Origin of the sequence: Paraburkholderia sacchari (assembly GCF_000785435.2) — a bacterium.
Lineage (GTDB): Bacteria > Pseudomonadota > Gammaproteobacteria > Burkholderiales > Burkholderiaceae > Paraburkholderia > Paraburkholderia sacchari.
The window spans coordinates 914972-932729 of sequence record NZ_JTDB02000001.1 but is presented as its reverse complement, the minus strand read 5'-3'; the positions used below and the strand labels follow the sequence as shown (position 1 = coordinate 932729).

The following is a 17758-nucleotide window of genomic DNA, read 5'->3' as shown; positions in this document are numbered from 1 at the left end:
GTTCAAAATCGGCCATGCCGATTCGTCTTGGTGTTGGATGGGCGTGGGTCCAGCCTCGCCCGACACGGAACTCCGCTAGATGAGCAGCATGAGCAGCAGCCCCGACGACAAGACGGTCATCGTGTCCCCGGCCACCGGACAGGACGCGCCACGCGTGGATGACGCCACGACGATTCAGGACGCATCGGCGCACGCGCCGCCGGCCGGCGAAGAAGAGGCCGCGCAGGCGCAAACGCAGATACGGCCACAACAACAGCCGCAGCCGGCGCAGACGAGCCCGAACGATTCGGCGGGATCGACGCCGGCCGTGCCGGCCGCGTCCGCCGCGCCCGCCACACCCGAAGCCGCCCACCAGGCGCTGCCGATCCACACGCGCATCGCCGAGTTCGAGATCGTCGGGCTGATCGGCGAAGGCGGCTTCGGCATCGTCTATCTCGCCTGGGACACGCTGCTGCGCCGTCACGTGGCGCTCAAGGAGTACATCCCGGCCGCGCTCGCCGCGCGCGTGGCCGGCAGCGCCGATGTCACGGTGCGCTCGCAGCGCCACGAGGACACCTTCCGCGCCGGCCTGAAGAGCTTCATCAACGAAGCGCAACTGCTCGCGCAGTTCGATCATCACTCGCTCGTCAAGGTCTACCGCTTCTGGGAAGCCAACGGCACCGCTTATATGGTGATGCCGTACTACGAAGGCGTGACGCTCAAGGAGATGCTGCGCCAGCTCGGCATGCCGCCCACCGAGGCCTGGCTGCGCGGGCTGCTCGCGCCGCTCATCGACGCGCTCGCGGTGCTGCACGACGCGCAGTGCTTCCATCGCGACATCGCGCCCGACAACATCATGCTGCTCAAGGGCAGCCAGCGGCCGCTGCTGCTCGACTTCGGCGCGGCGCGGCGCGTAATCGGCGACATGACCCAGGCGCTCACGGTGATCCTCAAGCCCGGCTATGCGCCGGTCGAGCAGTACGCCGAGGTGCCGTCGATGAAGCAGGGTCCGTGGACCGACATCTACGCGCTCGCGGCCGTGGTCTATTACGCCATCGAGGGCAAGACGCCGCCCGCCTCCGTGGGCCGGCTGATGGGCGACACCTACGCGCCGCTCGCCACCACGGCGGCGGGGCGCTATGGCGACGCGTTCCTGCGCGCCATCGACCACGCGCTCGCGGTGCGGCCCGAGGACCGTCCGCAGGACGTGCGAGCGCTCGCGGCGGAACTGGGCATCATGGCAGGCGGCGATGCCGCGGCGGGGCATGCGGGCGCGGGGCAGGAGTTCGCGCAGCCTTATGCGTTGCGCGAAGGGGAAACCGCGTTGCCGTTGCCTGGGGCGGGGGCTGCTGGATCGGCGTCGATGGCGTCGGCTGGATCGGCAGCGGCTGCGTCGCCCGCCGTGGCGCGAGCCGCGACATCCTCGACGCCCACGGCATCCACGAAATCCGCACAGTCCATGGCAGCGCCCGCTCGCCGCAAACGCACCGTGCCGCTGGCGATCGGCGCGGGGGTGGTGATCGTCGCGGCCGTGGGGGCGTGGTTCGCACTGCGGCCGTCCGACCAGATGCCGCGCGTGACGCTGCATATCACGCCGGCCGGTCAAGCGCCGGCCACCGCAAGCGCCGCCGCCCTGCCGCCGGTGCCGCCGGTGCCGCCGGTGCCGCCGGTGCCGCCGGTGCCGCCGCCCGCCACGGCCACTACGGCCACCACAGCCGCAGCGCTTCCGCAGACGAGCGTCAGCACCACCATTGCAGCGCCGCCCGCCGCCACGCTCGAACCCTACACGCCGGTCAGCGAGTTCGAGCGCATCGTCGCGCTCGCGGATCCCTCGATCGACGTGCGCACGACCCTGCGCAGCACGACCGCGCGCATCAAGAAAGACTTCCTGCAGTTCCAGGTGACGAGCAGCCGCGCGGGCCGCGTCTACGCGTTCATGGTCGACCCCGAGGGCAACTATCTGATGCTGCTGCCCAACGGCCGCGACAAGGCCAACACCATCGCCGCGGGGCAGACGCTCACGCTGCCGCGCGCGAGCTGGCCGATGCTCGCCGACGCGCCCGCCGGGCCGATCCACTTTCTCGTGATCGTGTCGCCCGAGCCGCGCGACTTCTCGAACGCCGGACTGCACCCGGGCGACGTGTTCGCCGATTTCCCCGCGAGCGCCCAGCAGGCCGCCGCCGCGAAGCGCACGACGAGCGCGTCGCCGTTCGCGGGCGAGGCGCGCTGCGCGAAAGCTGGCACGTCGGCTACGAGTTGCAGCAACGCGTTCGGCGCGGCGACGTTCAAAATCGACGTGGTCGGCAGCAACGGCCAGGCGCCGCGCTCCTAGCGGCGCAGGCCACAGGAGACCGTCATGGACAGACCGCTCTTTCTGCTTGCGGCGGCGGCAGCCGCGCTCGCCGGCTGCGCGAGCAACAATCCGGCGAGCTCGGTGATCATCGGGCCGTCCACGCAGGCGCAGGCCGGCAAGGCGCAAGCGGCGGCGCAATCCCAGGCAACGGCGACTGTCGCGAAGGCTTCGCCATCGGCGTCGACCATGACGGCGAATCAGGCCACGAGCCCGGCCGCGAACCAGGCGGCGCGCCCGGCCGCGCCGCCGGCAACGGCCACGGCAGCCACGACAGCCGCGCCGCTCACACCCGCTGCACCCGCCGCTCCGGCCACGGCCACCTCCGCCACCCCGCCCTCGCCCGCCGCCCCCGTTGCCGCATTCTCCACGCGCCACGCGTGGTACCAGACCGCGCGCTTCGCCGACCTGCCAGGCTGGAGCGCCGACAACCTCGGCGGCTCGCTCGACGCCTTCAAGCGCAGTTGCGGCGTGCTCGGCTCGCGCAACGGCTGGAGCGTGCCCTGCGCCGCCGCGCGCGGCATCGACGCGGCCAGCGCCGCCGCAATCCGCGGCTTCTTCGAGACGTATTTCGACGTCTACCAGATCCGCAACACCGACCGCAGCGGCGACGGCACCATGACCGGCTACTACGAGCCGCTCCTGAACGGCAACCGCCAGCCCGGCGGCGCTTATGTCTACCCGGTCTACGGCGTGCCCGAGGACATGCTTTACCTCGACGCGCGGCGGCTCGGCGGCGCGGCGCGCGGCAGCATCACGGCGGCGCGCGTCGAAGGGCGCACCGTGGTCCCGCTGCCGGGCGCGGAGCCAGGCAGCGCTAGAGGCGTCTACACGCTCGACCTGCGCGACAGCGTGCCCGATATCCGCGACAAGAAACTGCGCCTGCGTCTGGAGGGCACGCGCATCGTGCCGTACTACACGCGCGCCGAGATCGAGCGCGGCGCGGCGCGCGCGCCGGTGCTCGCGTGGGTGGACGACCCCGTGCTGCTTTATTCGATGCAGGTGCAGGGCTCGGGCAAGATCCGCATGCGCGACGGCACGATCCGCCGCGTGGCCTATGCGGAGCAGAACGGCCGGCCCTTCGAGCCGCCCGTCGCACGCGCAGGCTCGAGCGGACGCAAGCTCAAGGTGCGCGGCATCGAGATGGAAATCGACGTCGCCGACGACAGCGGCGGCAACGGCCCGGAGCTGGTCGCCAGCGCGAATGGCCCGCAGGGCCCGGAGGGCGGCGGCGCGTCGTCGACAAGCTCGAACGACAGCGACGACGACCAGCCCACTTCGCCGCTGCTGCGCGGCTTCAAGCTTGCCAGCACCGGCCCGTCGACGAGCGGCGCGGCGCGGCCCGCCGTGGCGAGCGCTCAGCAACCGGCGGCGAAGAACACCGGCACGAGCGCGGGCGCGGACCTCGCCAAGGCGCTCGGCTCGCCCGGTTCGCCAGGCTCGCTCGGTTCGAATACGCAACCGAAGCACGCGTTCGCGATCTCCGACCCGAGCTACGTGTTTTTCCGGCCCATCCCCGACTCGCCGAACGGACCGATTGGCGCGCTCGGCGTGCCGCTTTCGGCGGGCCGTTCGGTCGCCGTCGATCCGCGCACGACGCCGCTCGGCTCACCGGTGTTCGTCGCCACGCGCGACGACCCGCAAACGCCCGGCGCCGTGAATCGGCTGATGATGGCGCAGGACTCGGGCGGCGCGATCCAGGGCGCGGTGCGCGCCGATTATTTCTATGGCTTCGGCCAGTCCGCGCAGGCCGAGGCGAGCCGCACGAAGGAGCGCCTGCGCATGTGGCTGCTGTTGCCGAAGGGACTGCACGTGGCCGCGCAGGAATCGGCCACGAAGACGCGCGGGATGGCGGTGCAGTCGAACAACGATTGCCTCGTGGCCGACCCGCAGTTGTGCGTGGACGACGACACAGGGAACTAGCGGGCCGGCCAGCGGAGCAATCCGCGCCCGGCCCGCATGCCGTCAGAAGGTGTGACGCAACCCCGTCGAGACGGCCACCTGGTCCTGCGTGGACGAAGCCCCGCTCAGGCCGTTCAGGTGCGCGCCGAAGCCATACGGATTCGAACTCACGTGCTGCCAGTCGCCTTGCAGATACACACTGGTGCGTTTGGACATCGCGTACTGGGCCTGGAGGTTGACCTGGTTGTAGTTGGGATTCTCACCCGCGCCAAAGTTCGTGCGCGTATAGGTATAGGAGCCCGCCAGCGTCACCATGGGCGTGAGCGCGTAGCGCACATTGCCTTCGATGTTTTGCAGGCGGGCGCTGTTCGCCCGGAGGCGGACCGGCGCCGCCGTACCCGCCTGCGCCGCGCCGATGCTGCCGCCAAGCGCATTGCTCAGATTGGTCTGCGTATAGACGATGCCGGCCGTGACCGGGCCCAGCGTATAGCCGACACCCCCGCCAAACGTGCGCTGCGTGCCCGCGGTGAAGGGCAAGCTGCCCGTAACCGCGCCGGGGCTGTTGGTCGAGGTCGCCAGATTGTTGATGTCGTTGTTCAGTTGCAGGTAGCCCAGCGCGACGTTCAAGCCGCCAAAGCGATAACTGCCGCCGGCGCTATACGCGCGGTTATTGGCGAATTCGCCGGCCGTATTCGAAAAGCCGTACAGCGCGCCGAACTTCAGGCCGCCATAGTTCGCGCTCGTGTACTTGACCGAATTGTTAATGCGGATCGTGTTGTTCAGGTTGTCGTTGTCGAACGGATGCGCGGTAATCGTGCCGCCATAGGGCGAAGCCACGAGCGAGATCGGCGCGACAAAGTCAATGACACTGTCGTACTGGCGGCCGAGCGTGACCGAGCCGAACTGGTCGCTCGCCAGACCGACAAATGCCTGGCGGCCGAACAGGCGGTTATTCTGCCCGGCGGCGCCGTTGTTAATGGAGAAGCCGTTTTCCAGCGTGAAAATGGCCTTGAGGCCGCCACCGAGGTCCTCGCCGCCGCGCAGGCCCCAGCGGCTGCCGTTGACCGTGCCGCTCGTCTGCTGCCAGGTGCTGTGGCCGGACTGGTTGTTGGTGTACGTCACGCCTGCGTCGATAAGCCCGAACAAGGTGACGCTGCTCTGAGCTTGTGCAGCCGTCGCGAATACGCCGGCCAAAGCGGCGACCATCATGGTCTTTTTCATTTTCAACCCCGGTTTGATGCGCCTGCCTCGAACCGACTTAATCGAGTGACGAAAAGCGAAGCGCGATTTGCATTTACAGAACGTTTACGTCCGCAGCAGAATGCAGTCCGCGCGCGATCTCGAAAGGCCGTTGTTGTGGCGACAAGACGCGAAGCATTGGCGCGCGTCAAACACTCGGCCTGCGCGGCGATACCGCGGCGTTGCGCTCAACGCAAAAACGGGCCTGCCCGCGAGTCCGACGCCCTCGCCCCATCCCGGTTATCATCGCGCTCCCAGCCACCCGCCCCCGATGACCCCATCAAGCCATGCCTCACCTCCCCTTCGACGCCGTGCTGTTCGACTGCGACGGCGTGCTCGTCGACTCCGAACGCATCACGCATGTCGTGCTGGTCCAGATGCTGGGCGAGCTCGGCTGGACGCTCTCCGTGGACGAGGCGATGGGTCTTTTCGTCGGCAAGATGGTGAAGGACGAGGCGGCGCGCATCGAACGGCACACCGGCTTTCGCATTACGCAGGCGTGGCTCGAAAACTTTCGCGCGCGCCGCAACGCGGCGCTCGAACGCGACCTTGAAGAGATCCCGGGCGCGCCGGCCGCCGTGCGCGCCGTGCACGCGGCCTATGACGGGCGCATTGCGGTGGCCTCGGGCGCGGACCGCCACAAGGTCGAGCTGCAGCTGCGCAAGGTGGACCTGTTCGACTGCTTCGCGGGGCGCATCTTCAGCGGCCACGAAACGCCGCGCAGCAAGCCCCATCCCGACGTCTATCTCGCGGCCGCCGCGGGCCTTGGCGCCGCGCCGCAACGCTGCGCCGTGATCGAGGACACCGTGACGGGCGCGCGCGCCGGTCTCGCGGCGGGCGCCACCGTGTTCGGCTACAGCTCCGGTACGCCGGGCCACAGCGGCGCGCAGGCGCTGCGCGAGGCGGGCGTCGCGCAGGTGTTCACGGACATGGCGCAACTGCCGGCCCTGCTCGCGGGCTGGCGCGCTCAGTGAACCTCGCGTCATACGGCTAGCCGCAAAAAGCGGCACCTGGGGTGACACCCAGCACGCACGCCAGCACCCATTCCACTACCATCCGGAAAGGTCTTCGCGGACAGGCCGCGCCGCAGCCTGAAAGCCTTGTTTGGAAGCCCGGCGACAGCCAGCCGAAAAACGATAGTTTGCTACCAAATAGTTTTCCGCTATCATCGCGCCGATGTCGAATCTTCATACTTTACGTCTTGCCGTCAGCAGCACGCTCGTCGTCGCGGCGCGCAAATGGCGGCGCACGAGTCACGGCGCGCTCGCCGCCTATAACGTTTCAGAGGCCTGCGCCGCGCCGCTGCTCACCGCCGGGCGGCTTGGCGAGGCGGTACGCCAGGTCACGCTAGCCGAGCACGTGGGTATCGAAGGCCCCTCGCTCGTGCGCCTGCTCGACCAGCTCTGCGCAGCGGGCCTCGTGCGCCGCGACGAAGACCCCGACGACCGCCGCGCCAAAACCATCTCGCTGACCCACGAAGGCCGCGCCGTCACCGCGCAAATGGAGGAAGACCTGCGTGCGCTGCGCGCGCGCGTGCTCAAGGGCGTGAGCCGCGCCGATCTGGAAGCCACGCTGCGCGTGCTCAACGCCTTCAACGCGCCGGACCCGGCCGACGCGTCCCTTCACGACCGATAGCGGCACGCGGCTCATGACTTACCCTTCCTGGCGCGACTGGCTTTTCTCGGTCAAGACCTTCGCCGCTTCGATGCTCGCGCTCTATATCGCGCTGGTGTTCCAGTTGCCGCGCCCGTACTGGGCCATGGCGAGCGTCTATATCGTCTCCAATCCGTTCGTGGGCGCCACGCGCTCGAAGGCGCTCTACCGGGCGCTCGGCACCGCGCTGGGCGCAACCGCCGCCATCGCGCTGGTGCCGCCGTTCGTCGAAACGCCGCTGCTGTTCAGCGTGATCGTAGCGCTGTGGACCGGCACGATGCTCTATCTGGCGATCTCGGACCGCACCGCGCGCAGCTACGTGTTCATGCTCGCGGGCTACACCATGCCGCTCATCGCGCTGCCCACCGTGACCGCCCCCGACACCGTGTTCGACGTGGCCATCGCGCGCACCCAGGAGATCACGCTCGGCATCATCTGCGCGAGCGTGGTGGGCAGCAACCTCTTCCCGAGCCGGCTCGCGCCCACGCTGATCGAGCGCGCGGACGCGTGGTTCCGCGACGCCGCCTTCTACGGCCGCGAAACGCTCTCGGGGAAAATCGCGGGCAAGGCGCTCTCGGCGTGCCGGCAGCGCATGGCCTCCACGGTGAACCAGCTCGAATTCCTGCTGAGCCAGTTGAGCTACGACCACACGCATCCCGAGATCCTCGCGCGCGCGCAAAACCTGCGCGGGCGCATGCAGTTGTTCCTGCCGATGATTTCCGCGCTCGCCGACCCGCTCATCGCGTTGCGGCGCGATCTGCACACGTGGCCCGAAGGCCTCGACGCGCTGCTCGCCGACGCGGCCAGGTGGTTCGACGCCCCGCTGCCCACGCGCGCCGCCGAGATCCACGACGACGCAGGCGACCCCGTGGCGGAGCGCCTGCGCGCGCGCGTGGCCGCGCTGCAGCGCCCGCACGACGCGCTCACGAGCTGGGAGGGTGCGCTGCTCTCGAATGCGCTGTGGCGTCTGGGCCAGGTGATCGATGTGTGGCAGGACTGCCGGACCCTGCGCGCGCTGATCGCGCACGAAACCGGTGCGTGGCGGCCGCGCTACCGGCACTGGCGCCTCGGCGGCACCGAGCGCTTCTACGACCGCGGCCTCATGCTGTTCTCGTGCCTCGTGCCGATGGGCGCGATTCTGGTGGCGTGCTGGCTGTGGGTCAGCTCGGGCTGGCACGACGGCGCGGGCGCGGTGACGCTCGCGGCGGTGGCCTGCTGCTTCTTCGCGGCGCTCGACGACCCCGCGCCACTGGTGTTCCGCTTCTTCGTCGCGACGGCGGCGAGCGCGGTGATCGCGGGGCTCTATCTATTCGTGGTGCTGCCCAAGGTGCACGACTTCGCCATGCTCGTGCTGCTGTTCGCGGGGCCGTTCATCCTGATCGGCACGCTCATTCCGCGCCCGCAGTTCAACATGGTGACGATGCTCGTGGCCGTGAACACGGCCACCTTCATCAGCATCCAGGGCGCCTACGAGGCCGACTTCTTCGTTTTCCTGAACAGTAATATCGCGGGCGTCTCGGGCCTGTTGTTCGCCTATCTGTGGACGCGCATGACGCGCCCGTTCGGCGCGGAATTCGCGGCGAAGCGCCTGTTGCGCTCGAGCTGGACGGACGTGGCGCTCTCCGCCAGCACCGAACGCATCGCCGACCAGCGCGATCTGGCCTCGCGCATGGTCGACCGCCTGATGCAGCTGATTCCGCGCCTCGCGGCCTCGGACGAACATCGGCATCCTTCGATCGAAAGCTTCCGCGACCTGCGCATCGCGCTCAACGCACTGGACCTGCGCCGCTCGCGCCGCAAGCTCGACGGCGACATGCACGCCGCCATCGACCGCGTGCTCGCGGGCGTCAGCGATCATTACACGCGCTGCGCGCAGACGAGCGAGCGCCAGAGCGCCCCGCCCGCGCTGCTCGCCACCATCGACGACGCCCTGCACCGCGTGGCCGCGCGAGGGCTTGCGCAAGAAGCCGCCGAAGCCGCCCGCTCCGCTGATACCGACGCCGATGCAGCGGGCCAAGCCGGCGCAAGCGCGCCAACGCCGCCGCCCGCGCACTTCACGCAGCGCTGGCTGCGCGATACGCAGCACGCGCTCGTGGGCCTGCGCCTCTCGCTCTACCCCACGCTGGTCGGCCAGCGTCCGGGCGCGGAGCCATCCGGAGCCAATGGATGAGCGCGCAACCTTTTCATCTGACTTCGGGATTCGCGCCATGATCGGCGAAATCGATATCTTCGGCGTGTTCGTGCCCGCCGTGCTCGTGCTGATGCTGATCGCGTACCTCATCAACGTCGTGATCGGCAAGGTGCTCACGCGCGTCGGCTTCTACCGGTTCGTATGGCATCGTTCCATTTTCGACCTCGGCATTTATATCTTCGTATTGGCTGCCGTCATCATCGTGTCGCATCGCTTACTACCGTGAAAAAAACCTGGTTCTCGGCAGGACAGATCCTGCTCACGCTCATTGTCGTCGTCGTAGCTGCGGTCGTGCTATGGCGCATCGTCAACTACTACATGTACTCGCCGTGGACGCGCGACGGCCGTGTGCGCGCCGACGTGATACAGGTCGCGCCCGACGTGGGCGGCCTCATCACGCGCGTCGAGGTGGTCGACAACCAGCAGGTCAAAAAAGGCCAGGTGCTGTTCGTGATCGACCAGGCGCGCTACACGCTCGCGCTGCGTCTTGCCGAAGCCGCGCTGCAAAATCGCCAGGCCACGCTCGCGCAAGCGAAACGCGAAAACGCGCGCAACCGTACGCTCGGCAATCTGGTCGCCAGCGAAACGCTGGAAGAAAGCCGCACGAAGGTCGATCAGGGCGAAGCCGCGGTGGCCGACGCCCAGGTGCAGTTGAACACAGCGAAGCTGAACCTCCAGCGCACGACCATCGTGAGCCCCGTGGACGGCTATCTGAACGACCGCGCGCCGCGCGTGGGCGAGTACGTCACGGCGGGCCGCGCCGAACTCTCGGTGGTGGACATGCATTCGTTCCGCGTGGATGGCTACTTCGAGGAGACGCGCCTGCACGGCATTCATCTCGGCCAGCCCGTCGAGATCACCGTGATGGGCGAGCCGCGTGCGCTGCGCGGCCATGTGCAGAGCATCGTCGCCGCCATCGAGGACCGCGACCGCCAGCAAAGCCCCAATCTGCTGCCGAACGTGAACCCCGCGTTCAGCTGGGTGCGCCTCGCGCAGCGCGTGCCGGTGCGCGTCGCGCTCGACGAAGTGCCCGACGACTTCCGCATGATCGCGGGCCGCACGGCCACCGTCGCGGTGCGCACCGAAGCCAGCGAAAAGCAGGCGAGCAAGCCCGGCGCGGCGGCGCGCGCCACCCGTGAAAGCAGCACCAGCGGCGCGGTCACTGCTTCGGATGCCGAAGCAAGCCCAAGCGCAAGCGCGAATGCAGGCGCCGCGCCTGCAACGGCGAGCGGAGCTTCGCAATGATGCGTCATGGCCTCCGGCGCGCCTTCGCGCTCGCACCACTCGCGCCGCTCGTACTCGCGCTGGGCGCGTGCATCAACCTCGGCCCCGACTACAAAGTGCCGAAGGACGCGCTCGTGAACGCGCCGCTCGCGCAAGGGCCGATCGACGGCGCAAGCAACGCCCCGGTTTCGCAAGGCGAAGTGCCCAACGACTGGTGGCGTCTTTACGACGACCCCACGCTCGACCAGCTCGTCCAGCAGGCGCTGCAATCGAACACGAGCCTGCGCGTGGCCGCCGCGAATCTCGCGCGTTCGCGCGCCGCGTTCGAAGTGGCCAATGCGCAGGGCGGCTTCTCGGGCAGCGCGACCGCCGGGTTCCAGCGCGCCCAGGAATCGGCGGAGCAATTCCTGCTGTTCGAGAAGCTGCCGGTGGCGAACCTGGGCGATGTAGGCATCAACGTGTCGTACGAAATCGATCTGTTCGGCAAGCTCCGGCGCGGCGTGGAAGCCGCCAGCGCCGAAGACGAGGCCGTGCTGGCCGCCGCCGATCTCGCGCGCATCACCGTGGTCGCCGACGTCGTGCAGGCCTATGTCGCCTCGTGCTCGGCCGGCGAGGAGCTCACCATCGCACAGGAGTCGCTCGCCCTGCAAAAGCAGCGCGTGGCGCTCACGAAGCGCCTGCGCGACGCGGGCCGCGGCAACCAGCCCGACGTCACGCGCGGCCAGACCCAGGTGGAAACGCTCGCCGCCGATATCCCCCGCTTCGAGGGCCGCCGCCGCGTCGCGCAGTATCAACTCGCGATGCTGCTCGCGCGCGCGCCGTCCGATCTGCCGCCGGCGGTGCTCGCGTGCAACCGCCTGCCCAAACTCAAGCAGCCGATCCCGGTTGGCGACGGCGCGGCGCTGCTGCGCCGCCGCCCCGACGTGCGCGCGGCCGAGCGCGAACTCGCGTCGGCCACCGCACGCATCGGCGTGGCGATGGCGGAGATGTATCCGTCGGTCAGCATCGGCGCGGGCGTGGGCTCGATCGGCCTCACGAGCGATCTGTTTACGCCGAAGACCAATGCCTGGTCGATCGGACCACTGATCAACTGGACTTTCCCGCTAAACGGCCAGCGCGCCCGCGTGCGCGGCGCGGAGGCGGCCACCGCCGGCGCGCTCGCGCACTTCGACGGCGTGGTGCTCAACGCGCTGCGCGAGACGCAGACGAGCCTCGCCACCTACGCCGCCGACGACCAGCGCGCCGAGGCGCTGCGCACGGCCTATGCGTCGGCGCAGCAATCCGCCGATCAAACGCACCGCCTCTACGCGGCGGGCCGCGAACCGTTCCTCTCGGACCTCGACGCCACGCGCACGCTCACGAGCGCGCATGCCCAGGTGGCGGCAGCCGAAGGCCAGGTGGCGCTCGATCAGGTGAAGCTATTTCTCGCGCTGGGCGGGGGGTGGCAGCCGGATCAGGAGAAGCCGTCGCCAGTGGTGTCGGGGCAGGCGGGATCATCCGCACAGTCCGCGCAAGCGCCCGAGGCCACCCAGCCGGTGCCGACACAATAACAGCGCCCGATCGCGGCACTCGCACCACCTCAACGAATCATGCGCACCGGCGGCGAGTAGCTGCTCGCCGTGCCGCTTTGCGACGAGCCGTCGGTCGCAGGTCCATAGCCGCTATCGCCATGCCCCTGCAAGCGCGCCTGGGCTGCCTGGTAGTCCCCAGGATAGAACGGCGACACCACGTTCGGCCGCCAGCCCACCGACTCGAGCGCCTTGAGTTCATTGCGGACCTGCTCACGCGTAAGCGGGCCGTTTTCCGGTTGCGCCTGGGCGAAAGAAACAGCGGGCACGGCGAGCACAGCAGCAAGCGCGACGGCATTAATAAGCGACTTCATGACAAGACCTCCGGTAACTTGATCTATCGGTCCGGCACAAGCTGCGGATCGTTGGATCTAGTCTAGAAAGTCCAGCGCACCGGATAAATGGCGACACGGCGAATTCACTGTTTTCGCAGCATGGATAATCGTTCGCCTTCTAACTGCGGCGCATATGTTTTTTACCGCAAGGAATAAGGCCACAAGCAACGCGTACGAAACAGCACGCAGCCTGCAAGCGCACGCATACCGGTGCAAGATAGGCGCTTCCGAAACCTCTACAAGGAGAGGTAGCGATGGCGACATGGAAACCGGATCCGAGCTTCTACCCCTCCGCGCGCCTTGCAGCCGCGGCCACGCCTGAAACGCTCGCATGGGTGGCGAGTTTCGACCCCACTAGCCGCGTGCCTGACTCGCTCGACGTGGTCGACCTCGATCCCGCCTCGCCCGAGTACGGCCAGATCGTCCATCGCCTCGCGATGCCCAACACCGGCGACGAACTTCATCATTTCGGCTGGAACGCATGCAGTTCGTGCCTGTGCCCGAACGCGCCGCACGCCCATACCGAGCGCCGTTACCTGATCGTGCCAGGCTTGCGCTCATCGCGCATTCATATCGTCGATACGAAGCCCGACGCGCGCCGCCCGAAAATCGTGCGCGTACACGAGCCAGAAAGCGTCGCGCAACGTGCCGGCTATACCCGCCCGCATACGGTGCACTGCGGACCGGATGGCATCTACGTGACAGCGCTCGCCAATGCGGAAGGCGAAGCGCCCGGCGGCATCTTCCTGATGGATCACGAGAGCTTCGACATTCTCGGCCAATGGGAAATCGACCGCGGCCCGCAGCAGCTTGCCTACGATGGCTGGTGGCATCTCGGCTACGACACGCTCGTGACGAGCGAATGGGGCCTGCCCGCCACCTTCGAGAACGGCCTCGTGCCCGAGGTGCTGCTTGGGGGCCAGTACGGCCACCGGCTGCACTTCTGGGACCTGCACACGCGCCGCCACAAACAGGTGCTCGACTTCGGCGCGGAGAACCAGTTGGTGTTCGAACTGCGGCCCGCGCACGACCCCACGAAGCCATATGGTTTCGTGAATTCCGTCATCAGCCTGAAGGACCTATCGGCGTCTATATGGCAGTGGTACCGCGACGGCGATCAGTGGGCCGCGCGCAAGATCATCGAGATTCCCGCCGAACCCGCGGATCCGGAAGCGCTCCCGCCCATGCTCAAGGGCTTCGCCGCCGTGCCGCCGCTCGTCACCGACATCGCACTCTCGCTCGACGACCGCTTCCTCTATGTGGCCTGCTGGGGCACGGGCGACCTGCGCCAGTACGATGTTTCGGATCCCGAACATCCTGTCTTGGCGGGCAGGGTGCGCATCGGCGGGATCGCCTCGCGGGCCACGCATCCGCGCGCGCCAGGTCGTGCGCTCAACGGCGGTCCGCAGATGGTGGAAGTGAGCCGCGACGGGCGGCGCGTGTATTTCACGAATTCGCTGTACGGCGCCATCGACGCGCAGTTCTACCCCGAAGGCATCGACGGCTGGATGGTGAAGCTCGACGCCGGCCCCGAAGGCGGACTCCGCTTCGACGAACGCTTCTTCGTGGAGTGGCCGAAGACGCATCGCCCGCATCAGATCCGGCTCGAAGGCGGTGATTGTTCGTCGGACTCGTACTGCTATCCCTGAGCGTGGATCGTACGGCATGAGCGACCTGTTCGGTACATTCGGCACGCACTGGGCCGCCTGGGGCGCGGTCGTGGCCAGCGGCGTTTTTCACGGCGCGAATCCGGCGATGGGCTGGCTCTTCGCCACCGCGCTCGGGCTGCAACGCGGCAGCCGCACGACCCTGCTGCTGGCGCTGCCGCCTATCGCGCTGGGCCACGCCGCATCCATTCTGCTGTTCACGAGCTCGGTCGCCGTACTGGGCGCGTGGCGGCCGGTGCTGATGCAAAGCGGCCTGCACTGGTGGCTTGGCGCGCTGCTGATCGGCTGGGCCGCGTGGCAGCATGCGCGCGGGCACCGCCATCGTGCGCGCGTGGGCATGACGGCCGGCTTTCTCGGCCTCGCGGCATGGTCCGCGCTGATGGCCACGCTGCATGGCGCGGGCCTCATGCTCATGCCGGCGTTGCTGCCGGTCTGCGGCGAGGCCGCGGCCCATGGCGGCGCCGGCGCCGCGGGGCCGCTCGCGGTGTCCGCCGCGTTCACCGCGCTGCACACGCTGGTGACGTTGGCGACGACCGCCGCCATCGCGATCGTCGCCTATGAATACGTGGGACTGGGCGTGCTGCGGCGCGGCTGGATCAATTTCGACTGGCTCTGGCGCGGCGCGCTGGTGGCCACCGGCACGCTGATGATCGCGACCGCGTGAGGGCACGCATATCGCGCCCAGCGCAGGCCGCGCGGGCCGTGTACCATACTGCGCTCTATCGAAGATAGCAACCCGGAAGAAGCAACTCGAAAGGAGCAACGCAGATGAAAGTCGCCATCATGGGCGCGGGCGCGGTGGGCTGCTTTTTTGGCGGCATGCTCGCGCGCGCGGGACACGACGTCGTGCTGATCGGGCGCGCGCAGCATGTCGAAGCCATCGAGCGCGACGGCCTGCGCCTCGAAGCGCAGAGCTTCGACGAGCGCATCGGCCGCCCCCACCTCGCCGCGAGCACCGAGGCAGCCGCCGTGGCCGGCGCCGATCTCGTGCTGTTCTGCGTGAAGTCGACCGACACCGAAAGCGCCGGCGCGTCGATCGCGCCGCATCTGCGCGCCGATACGCTCGTGCTCACGCTGCAAAACGGCGTGGACAATGCGGAGCGCCTGCGCACCGTAATCCCGCAAGATGTTGCAGCCGCCGTCGTGTACGTGGCGACGGAGATGGCCGGCCCGGGCCACGTGCGCCATCACGGGCGCGGCGAACTGGTGATCGAACCCGCGCGCGACAGCGTGGCCGCCGCGCAGGCCCTGATCGACGCGGGCGTGCCCACGGAAATTTCCGCGAACGTACGCGGCGCGCTCTGGGCCAAGTTGATTGTGAACTGCGCGTACAACGCGCTCTCGGCGATTTCGCAATTGCCGTATGGGCGTCTCGTGGAAGGCGTTGGCGTACGCGACGCGATGCAGGACGTGCTGGCCGAATGCGTGGCCGTGGCGCACGCCGACGGCGTGACGCTGCCGCCCGACGTGTACACCAGCGTGCAGCGCATTGCGCAAACCATGCCGGGGCAATACTCGTCCACCGCGCAGGATCTCGCGCGCGGCAAGCGCAGCGAGATCGATCATCTGAACGGCTTCGTCGTGCGGCGCGGCGCAGCGCTGGGCGTGGCCACGCCGGCCAACCGCCTGCTTCATGCACTCGTGAAACTCATCGAGGACAAGGCGCACGGGACGATCTGAGGTGCGCTTTAGTGCGCGTTTGCGTTTTAGTGCACTTTGGTGCGGGCGTTGCCTGCATCCCGCTGTAAAGTGCGGTGTGCCGCGCATGCATCATGCGCCCGACGCCTCGCGCTCGAACACGAGCAGCGTCGAGGTCGCCGATGCATAGAGCTTGCCGGCGGCGTCCGTGATCGTCGCCTCGGTGAAGGCCGCGCGGCGGCCGATGCTCAAGACGCGGCCTTCGGCGCGCACCGGGCCGGTGCTTGCGGTCATGGGCCGGTGGTAGGCCACTTTCAGTTCGAGCGTCGTGTAGCCCTGGTTCGGCGCGAGACGCGAATGCGCCGCGCAACCACAGGCCGAGTCGAGCAGCGTGGCCGCATAGCCGCCATGCACGGTGCCGATGGGGTTGTATGCATGCAGCCCGGGCACGCTTTCGAAGACCACGCGGCCTTCCTCCACCTCAGCGAGCCTGAAGCCGAGCGTTTCGCCGATAGGCGCGCTGCGGCCGCTCGCGAGCATGCGCTGCAGTTGTTCGAGACCGGTGAGGCCGGCGGGCAATTCAGCAACGAGGTTCATTTGAAACGTCTCTCCGTCGAGTGGGTACCGAGATGGTAACGTTTTTAGAACGATCGTGCTTAACCAACCTTGCCGACTGAAGCAGCACTTTCCTGCATGTGCCGCCCCATGCAGCCTCAGTACGTTTCGAGGTGCAGCCGCCCTTCCCGCTTGAGCCGCTCCCACAGCGCGTCCCACGCCATGCCGTGCGCCTGCGCGACCTCGCCGAGCACCTGCAGCACGCCGTCTTCCATGCCCTTGAGTCCGCACACGTAGATGTGGGTATTGCCGTCCTTGAGCAGTAGCGCGACGTCCACGGCCCGCTCGCGCATCGCGTCCTGCACGTAGCGTTTGGGCTGGCCCGGCGTGCGCGAAAACGCCAGATTCGTATCGATGAAATCCTTCGGCAGATTCATCAGCGGTCCGAAGTATGGCAACTCCTGCTGCGTGCGCGCGCCGAAGAACAACATCAGCTTGCCCGTTGCGCCCTTGAGCCTGCGCCGGCGCCGGTACTCGGTCATCGCGCGCATGGGCGCGGAACCCGTGCCGGTGCAGATCATCAGCAGATGCGAGTTCGGATGATTCGGCATCAGGAAGGTGTTGCCGAACGGGCCGATCACGCTCACCACGTCGCCCTTCTTCAGGTCGCACAGGTAGTTCGAGCACACACCGTCCGTGGCGTTGCCGCTGTAATCGTGGGTCACGCGCTTCACGGTGAGCGAGACATTGTTGTAGCCGGGCCGCTCGCCGTCGCGCGGGCTCGCAACCGAGTACTGGCGCGCGTGATGCGCGCGGCCATCGGCGCTCTTGCCGGGCGGCAGAATGCCGATCGACTGCCCTTCGAGCACCGGAAACGGCATAGCGCCGAAGTCGAGCACGATGTGATGGATATCGCTTTCCGTGGAGGCGTCCGTGAGCCGATAGTTGCCCACCACGGTTGCGGTGGTGGGCGCCTTTTGCGTGTACAACTGCACATAGGGCCGCGCCGCCGACCACGGCGGCACGGTCGCGCCGCGCACCATGTCCGAGCCGGAGCCCGGCGCGGCGTCGCCGACGTTCTGCGTGGCGGCGGCTTGAAGTGCGTCCGCGCCGGCCGAAGCCGCGGATGCAGGGGTAGCGTACGCAGCGGGCGCGCCCACGGTGGGATTTTGCGTGGGGAGTTCGTCCCAGCCGAACTGTTCGTCGATGCTATAGGCCTCGGCCTTGAGCACGTTGCGCCAGTTGTCGATTGCGCCGGTCGGGCACGGCGGCACGCAGGCCATGCAGGCGTTGCAGACGTCCGCTTTCACGACATAGTTGACGCCGTCGTGCGTGATCGCATCGACCGGGCACGTCTCCTCGCAGGTATTGCAGCGAATGCAGATCTCGGGATCGATCAGGTGCTGCCTGAGGATCTCCACGGAAACCGGAGCGTTCATGATGGTCTCACCTGGCCC

General features: G+C 68.2%; 15 protein-coding genes. 11 read left to right on the top strand and 4 right to left on the bottom strand.

Annotation, left to right across the window (positions count from 1 at the left end):
- The first annotated feature begins 79 nt into the window (after positions 1 to 79).
- Together NH14_RS04265 and mltA are read left to right on the top strand one after the other, a co-directional pair.
- The gene (locus tag NH14_RS04265) at positions 80 to 2311 is read left to right on the top strand and encodes a serine/threonine-protein kinase (RefSeq protein WP_237179507.1); all 2232 of its coding nucleotides are present in this window, start codon (positions 80 to 82) and stop codon (positions 2309 to 2311) included.
- Between the two features lie 24 nt (positions 2312 to 2335).
- Positions 2336 to 4252, top strand: a complete 1917-nt coding sequence (gene mltA, locus NH14_RS04260) for a murein transglycosylase A (protein WP_052147736.1) — start codon at positions 2336 to 2338, stop codon at positions 4250 to 4252.
- Between the two features lie 42 nt (positions 4253 to 4294).
- Here the strand turns inward: mltA and NH14_RS04255 are convergent, their stop codons facing one another.
- Complete coding sequence (locus tag NH14_RS04255; RefSeq protein WP_035521278.1) at positions 4295 to 5452, bottom strand: porin; 1158 nt, start codon at positions 5450 to 5452, stop codon at positions 4295 to 4297.
- 305 nt (positions 5453 to 5757) lie between these two features.
- On the opposite strand from NH14_RS04255, the gene NH14_RS04250 reads away from it, so the two are divergent.
- From NH14_RS04250 to NH14_RS04225, 6 genes are all read left to right on the top strand, one after another.
- Positions 5758 to 6444, top strand: coding sequence for an HAD family hydrolase (locus NH14_RS04250; RefSeq protein ID WP_035521280.1), 687 nt, complete (start codon positions 5758 to 5760; stop codon positions 6442 to 6444).
- Positions 6445 to 6646: 202 nt separating this feature from the next.
- On the top strand, positions 6647 to 7105 hold the full coding sequence (locus NH14_RS04245) for a MarR family winged helix-turn-helix transcriptional regulator (RefSeq protein ID WP_035521282.1): 459 nt from the start codon (positions 6647 to 6649) through the stop codon (positions 7103 to 7105).
- A 13-nt stretch (positions 7106 to 7118) separates the two neighbouring features.
- Positions 7119 to 9293 carry an FUSC family protein gene (locus NH14_RS04240; protein WP_035521284.1) on the top strand — a complete coding sequence of 725 codons (2175 nt, stop codon included), beginning with the start codon at positions 7119 to 7121 and terminating at the stop codon, positions 9291 to 9293.
- 37 nt (positions 9294 to 9330) lie between these two features.
- Positions 9331 to 9540, top strand: a complete 210-nt coding sequence (locus tag NH14_RS04235; RefSeq protein WP_035521817.1) for a DUF1656 domain-containing protein — start codon at positions 9331 to 9333, stop codon at positions 9538 to 9540.
- Complete coding sequence (locus NH14_RS04230) at positions 9537 to 10559, top strand: efflux RND transporter periplasmic adaptor subunit (RefSeq protein ID WP_035521286.1); 1023 nt, start codon at positions 9537 to 9539, stop codon at positions 10557 to 10559. The genes NH14_RS04235 and NH14_RS04230 overlap by 4 nt, the downstream gene beginning before the upstream one ends.
- Complete coding sequence (locus NH14_RS04225) at positions 10556 to 12088, top strand: efflux transporter outer membrane subunit (RefSeq protein ID WP_035521288.1); 1533 nt, start codon at positions 10556 to 10558, stop codon at positions 12086 to 12088. Before NH14_RS04230 ends, NH14_RS04225 begins: the two co-directional genes overlap by 4 nt.
- Before the next feature lie 29 nt (positions 12089 to 12117).
- Here the strand turns inward: NH14_RS04225 and NH14_RS04220 are convergent, their stop codons facing one another.
- On the bottom strand, positions 12118 to 12420 hold the full coding sequence (locus NH14_RS04220; RefSeq protein WP_035521290.1) for a DUF4148 domain-containing protein: 303 nt from the start codon (positions 12418 to 12420) through the stop codon (positions 12118 to 12120).
- Between the two features lie 275 nt (positions 12421 to 12695).
- Between NH14_RS04220 and NH14_RS04215 the strand changes: the two genes are divergently transcribed.
- The 3 genes from NH14_RS04215 to NH14_RS04205 all read left to right on the top strand — a co-directional run bounded on the left by NH14_RS04215 (position 12696) and on the right by NH14_RS04205 (position 15788).
- Positions 12696 to 14090 carry a selenium-binding family protein gene (locus NH14_RS04215; RefSeq protein WP_035521291.1) on the top strand — a complete coding sequence of 465 codons (1395 nt, stop codon included), beginning with the start codon at positions 12696 to 12698 and terminating at the stop codon, positions 14088 to 14090.
- A 16-nt stretch (positions 14091 to 14106) separates the two neighbouring features.
- Positions 14107 to 14772: a hypothetical protein gene (locus NH14_RS04210; protein ID WP_052147737.1), complete on the top strand. Its 666-nt coding sequence runs from the start codon at positions 14107 to 14109 to the stop codon at positions 14770 to 14772.
- A gap of 104 nt (positions 14773 to 14876) precedes the next feature.
- Complete coding sequence (locus tag NH14_RS04205; RefSeq protein ID WP_035521293.1) at positions 14877 to 15788, top strand: ketopantoate reductase family protein; 912 nt, start codon at positions 14877 to 14879, stop codon at positions 15786 to 15788.
- Positions 15789 to 15878: 90 nt separating this feature from the next.
- Here NH14_RS04205 and NH14_RS04200 read toward each other — a convergent pair whose 3' ends face one another.
- Both NH14_RS04200 and boxA read right to left on the bottom strand, forming a co-directional pair.
- The gene (locus NH14_RS04200; RefSeq protein WP_035521295.1) at positions 15879 to 16343 is read right to left on the bottom strand and encodes a PaaI family thioesterase; all 465 of its coding nucleotides are present in this window, start codon (positions 16341 to 16343) and stop codon (positions 15879 to 15881) included.
- A 116-nt stretch (positions 16344 to 16459) separates the two neighbouring features.
- On the bottom strand, positions 16460 to 17740 hold the full coding sequence (gene boxA / locus NH14_RS04195; protein WP_035521297.1) for a benzoyl-CoA 2,3-epoxidase subunit BoxA: 1281 nt from the start codon (positions 17738 to 17740) through the stop codon (positions 16460 to 16462).
- Between the last annotated feature and the right edge of the window lie 18 nt (positions 17741 to 17758).

Bases quoted from the DNA above. Each gene is read 5' to 3' on its own strand.
- NH14_RS04265 (WP_237179507.1), top strand. From the start codon at position 80: ATGAGCAGCATGAGCAGCAGCCCCGACGACAAGACGGTCATCGTGTCC.
- mltA (WP_052147736.1), top strand. From the start codon at position 2,336: ATGGACAGACCGCTCTTTCTGCTTGCGGCGGCGGCAGCCGCGCTCGCC.
- NH14_RS04255 (WP_035521278.1), bottom strand. From the start codon at position 5,452: ATGAAAAAGACCATGATGGTCGCCGCTTTGGCCGGCGTATTCGCGACG.
- NH14_RS04250 (WP_035521280.1), top strand. From the start codon at position 5,758: ATGCCTCACCTCCCCTTCGACGCCGTGCTGTTCGACTGCGACGGCGTG.
- NH14_RS04245 (WP_035521282.1), top strand. From the start codon at position 6,647: ATGTCGAATCTTCATACTTTACGTCTTGCCGTCAGCAGCACGCTCGTC.
- NH14_RS04240 (WP_035521284.1), top strand. From the start codon at position 7,119: ATGACTTACCCTTCCTGGCGCGACTGGCTTTTCTCGGTCAAGACCTTC.
- NH14_RS04235 (WP_035521817.1), top strand. From the start codon at position 9,331: ATGATCGGCGAAATCGATATCTTCGGCGTGTTCGTGCCCGCCGTGCTC.
- NH14_RS04225 (WP_035521288.1), top strand. From the start codon at position 10,556: ATGATGCGTCATGGCCTCCGGCGCGCCTTCGCGCTCGCACCACTCGCG.
- NH14_RS04220 (WP_035521290.1), bottom strand. From the start codon at position 12,420: ATGAAGTCGCTTATTAATGCCGTCGCGCTTGCTGCTGTGCTCGCCGTG.
- NH14_RS04215 (WP_035521291.1), top strand. From the start codon at position 12,696: ATGGCGACATGGAAACCGGATCCGAGCTTCTACCCCTCCGCGCGCCTT.
- NH14_RS04210 (WP_052147737.1), top strand. From the start codon at position 14,107: ATGAGCGACCTGTTCGGTACATTCGGCACGCACTGGGCCGCCTGGGGC.
- NH14_RS04205 (WP_035521293.1), top strand. From the start codon at position 14,877: ATGAAAGTCGCCATCATGGGCGCGGGCGCGGTGGGCTGCTTTTTTGGC.
- NH14_RS04200 (WP_035521295.1), bottom strand. From the start codon at position 16,343: ATGAACCTCGTTGCTGAATTGCCCGCCGGCCTCACCGGTCTCGAACAA.
- boxA (WP_035521297.1), bottom strand. From the start codon at position 17,740: ATGAACGCTCCGGTTTCCGTGGAGATCCTCAGGCAGCACCTGATCGAT.